This window comes from Streptomyces sp. SID14478 (assembly GCF_010548525.1).
GTDB lineage: Bacteria > Actinomycetota > Actinomycetes > Streptomycetales > Streptomycetaceae > Streptomyces.
The window spans coordinates 1-3,764 of record NZ_JAAGMG010000045.1 but is presented as its reverse complement, the minus strand read 5'-3'; the positions used below and the strand labels follow the sequence as shown (position 1 = coordinate 3,764).

2 protein-coding genes are annotated in these 3,764 nt (G+C 73.2%); both read left to right on the top strand.

Features of this window, described 5'->3' with window-relative positions:
• Positions 1-376 precede the first annotated feature (376 nt).
• Complete coding sequence (cyc2, locus tag G3I40_RS01765; protein ID WP_164300364.1) at positions 377-2,611, top strand: germacradienol/geosmin synthase Cyc2; 2,235 nt, start codon at positions 377-379, stop codon at positions 2,609-2,611.
• A 190-nt stretch (positions 2,612-2,801) separates the two neighbouring features.
• On the top strand, positions 2,802-3,764 hold a 963-nt coding region (locus G3I40_RS01760; protein ID WP_164300363.1), incomplete at its 3' end, for an asparaginase.

The window sequence follows — 3,764 nt, the reverse complement described above, 5'->3', positions numbered from 1 at the left end:
CGGCCCCGCCGAGGGCGAGGGCGGCGGTGGCGCCGGCCGCGAGCAGGCAGCGGGCGGCGGTGCGGGGGGAACGGATACGCAACGGAAGTCCTTCGCGGTGAACGGGCGGCTGGTGTGCGGGCTGCCGGGGTACGGACGACTGTGGTGCGGGTCGCCGGGACAGCGGGTGGCTCGTGTGCGGGTCGCCGGGATATGGGTGCGGGGTGAACGCATGGTGGGGGAACGGATGTTGGCGGACTCCGGTGTACCACCGGCCACGGCGGCGACGCGAGCCCCTTTCCCCGCGCGGGCCCCGGCCACTCCTGTGTTCACGCGATAGGACGATCATGTGTGGCCCCGCGGATGGCGGGGGAACGCCACGGGTAGGGCGGCGCTCATGACACAGCAGTCCTCACAGCCGTTCCAGCTGCCGCGCTTCTACATGCCGTACCCGGCGCGGCTCAACCCCCACCTCGACGAGGCCCGTGCGCACTCCGCCGCGTGGGCGTGCGAGATGGGCATGCTGGAGGGCAGCGGCATCTGGGACCGCGGCGATCTCGACGCGCACGACTACGGCCTGCTCTGCGCGTACACGCACCCCGACTGCGACGGCCCCGCGCTCTCCCTCGTCACCGACTGGTACGTGTGGGTCTTCTTCTTCGACGACCACTTCCTGGACATGTACAAGCGCACGAACGACCGGGCGGGCGGCAAGGCGCACCTCGACCGGCTGCCCCTGTTCATGCCGATGGACCTCGACGCGGCGGTGCCCGCACCGGAGAACCCCGTCGAGGCGGGCCTGATCGACCTGTGGCGGCGCACCGTGCCCGCCATGTCCCTGGACTGGCGCCGCCGGTTCGCCGCGTCGACCGAGCACCTGCTCAACGAGTCGATGTGGGAGCTGTCGAACATCAACGAGGGGCGGATCTCCAACCCCGTCGAGTACATCGAGATGCGGCGCAAGGTCGGCGGCGCGCCCTGGTCGGCCGGGCTCGTCGAGTACGCCACCGCCGAAGTCCCCGCCGCCGTCGCCGAGTCGAGGCCGCTGCGCGTCCTGATGGAGACGTTCTCCGACGCCGTGCACCTGCGCAACGACCTGTTCTCGTACGAGCGCGAGGTCTGCGACGAGGGCGAACTCTCCAACGGAGTCCTCGTGCTGGAGACCTTCTTCGGCTGTACGACCCAGGAGGCCGCGGAGGCCGTCAACGACGTCCTCACCTCGCGCCTGCACCAGTTCGAGCACACCGCGCTGACCGAGGTGCCCGCGCTCGTCCTGGAGAAGGGGCTCGCGCCGGACGAGATCGCCGCCGTCGCCGCGTACGCGCGCGGGCTGCAGGACTGGCAGTCCGGCGGCCACGAATGGCATCTGCGCTCCAGCCGGTACATGAACGAGGGAGCCGTCCAGGAGGCCTCGCCCCTGCACGGGCCCACCGGCCTCGGCACCACGTCCACCGACGTGCGGGCCCTGCTCGACGCGGTCGGCGCCGAGCGGCTGCGGGCCTACACCCACGTCCCGTACCAGAAGGTCGGGCCCTCCCGGCTCCCCGAGTTCCACATGCCGTTCGAGGTGCGCCTGAACCCGGCGCTCGCCGGCTCGCGCGCGCGACTCGTCCCCTGGGCGCACCGCACGGGCCTCCTCTCGGAGGGCGTCTGGGACGAGGACCGGCTCGCCGCCGCCGACCTCGCGCTGTGCTCGGCGGGCCTCGACCCGGACGGCACGCCCGAGGCGCTGGACCTCAGCGCGCAGTGGCTCGCGTGGGGGACGTACGGCGACGACTACTACCCGCTGGTCTTCGGCCACCGCCGCGACCTGGCCGCCGCCAAGCTGTGCACGCAGCGGCTGTCGGACTGCATGCCCGTCGCGGGGGAGGCGGTGCCCGCCCCGGTCAACGCCATGGAGCGCGGCCTCGCCGACCTGTGGTCGCGCACCACCGGTGACATGGCCCCCGCACAGCGGCAGACCCTGAAGGACTCCGTCGAGGTGATGACCGAGAGCTGGGTCTGGGAGGTGGCCAATCAGCTCCAGAACCGCATCCCCGACCCCATCGACTACCTGGAGATGCGCCGCGCCACCTTCGGCGCCGACCTCACCATGAGCCTGTGCCGCCTCGGGCACGGTCCCGCCGTGCCGCCCGACGTCTACCGCAGCGGCCCGGTCCGCTCGCTGGAGAACGCGGCGGTCGACTACGCGATGCTGGTCAACGACGTGTTCTCGTACCAGAAGGAGATCGAGTACGAGGGCGAGGTCCACAACGCGATCCTCGTCGTGCAGAACTTCTTCGGCATCGACTACCCGACGGCGCTGCGCATCGTCGCGGACCTGATGACGCAGCGCATGCAGCAGTTCGAGCACGTCGTCGCCCACGAGTTCCCCGTCCTGTACGAGGACTTCGCGCTGGGTGGCGAGGCGCGCGCGGTCCTCGACGGCTACGTCGACGAACTGCGCAACTGGATGGCGGGCATCCTCAACTGGCACCGGAAGGTGGACCGTTACCGTGCCGAGCACCTCGCGCGCCGCGCGCACGGCTTCGTCCCGGGACGGGCGCCCGCGGTCCCCGGCCTGTCGGCGTCCGCGTCCGTGTCCGCAGCGCGGCGTCCGGGGAACCTGGGCGGGGTGGAACCGGTCGCTTGACGTGCGGCGGCCCTTGGCCGTCGGTATCCACGGGGGCGTCTGCGCCGTCGCCCCGTGAGCGGTCGCCGACGTCTTCGTGCGTGCGGGCTGCGAACTGACAGGTGGTGGCTGCGAACTGATAGGTGTCGACAGTTCGCAGCCGCACGGCCGGCCCGCACGGCGGGCCGGCCCGCCCACCGAAGGGACGCGCATGACCGCCGCAGAAACGAAGGAACCGAGCGCCGCCGCACGGGAGGCGTACCCCGTGCTCGCCGAGGTGTGGCGGGGCGACTTCCTGGAGTCCGTGCACCACGGGGCCGTGGTCGTCCTCGGCGCGGACGGCCGCCCCGTCCTGACCGCGGGCCCGGTCGACGCCCCCATGTACCCGCGCTCGTCCAACAAGCCGCTGCAGAGCGCCGGGATGCTCCGCGCGGGCCTCGACCTCGACGGGGAGCTCCTCGCGCTGGCCTGCGCGAGCCACTCCGGCGAGGGCTTCCACCTCGACGGCGTCCGGCGCATACTCGCCGGCGCCGGCCTGGCCGAGAGCGACCTGCAGTGCACCGCGGCGCTGCCCATCGGCGTCGCGTCGGGCCCCGCGCACCTGGCCGCCGGACTCGGCCCGACCCGCATCACCATGAACTGCTCCGGCAAGCACGCCGCCATGCTGGCCACCTGCGTCGCCGCCGGCTGGTCGCCCGACGACTACCTCGACCCCGGCCATCCGCTCCAACTCGCCCTGCGCGACACCCTGGAGGACCTCGCGGGGGAGAAGTCCACGGCCGTCGGGGTGGACGGCTGCGGCGCGCCCCTGTTCGCGCTCACCCTCACCGGCCTCGCCCGCGCCTTCGCCCGGATCGCCACCGCACCCGCGGGCAGCCCGGAGGGGCGGGTCGCCGCCGCGATGAACGCCCATCCCGAGTACGTCGGCGGCACCGGCCGGGACGTCACCGCCCTCCTGCGGGCCCTGCCGGGCGCCGTCGCCAAGGACGGCGCCGAGGGGGTCTACGCCCTCGCCCTGCCCGACGGTTCGGCCGTCGCCCTGAAGATCGCCGACGGGGGTCAGCGGCCCCGGCCGGTCGTCATGACCGCGGCCCTGCGTCATCTCGGCGTGGACGTCGACGCCGACCCGTCCCTGGCCGCCCTCACCGAGGCGCCGGTCCTCGGCCACGGCGCG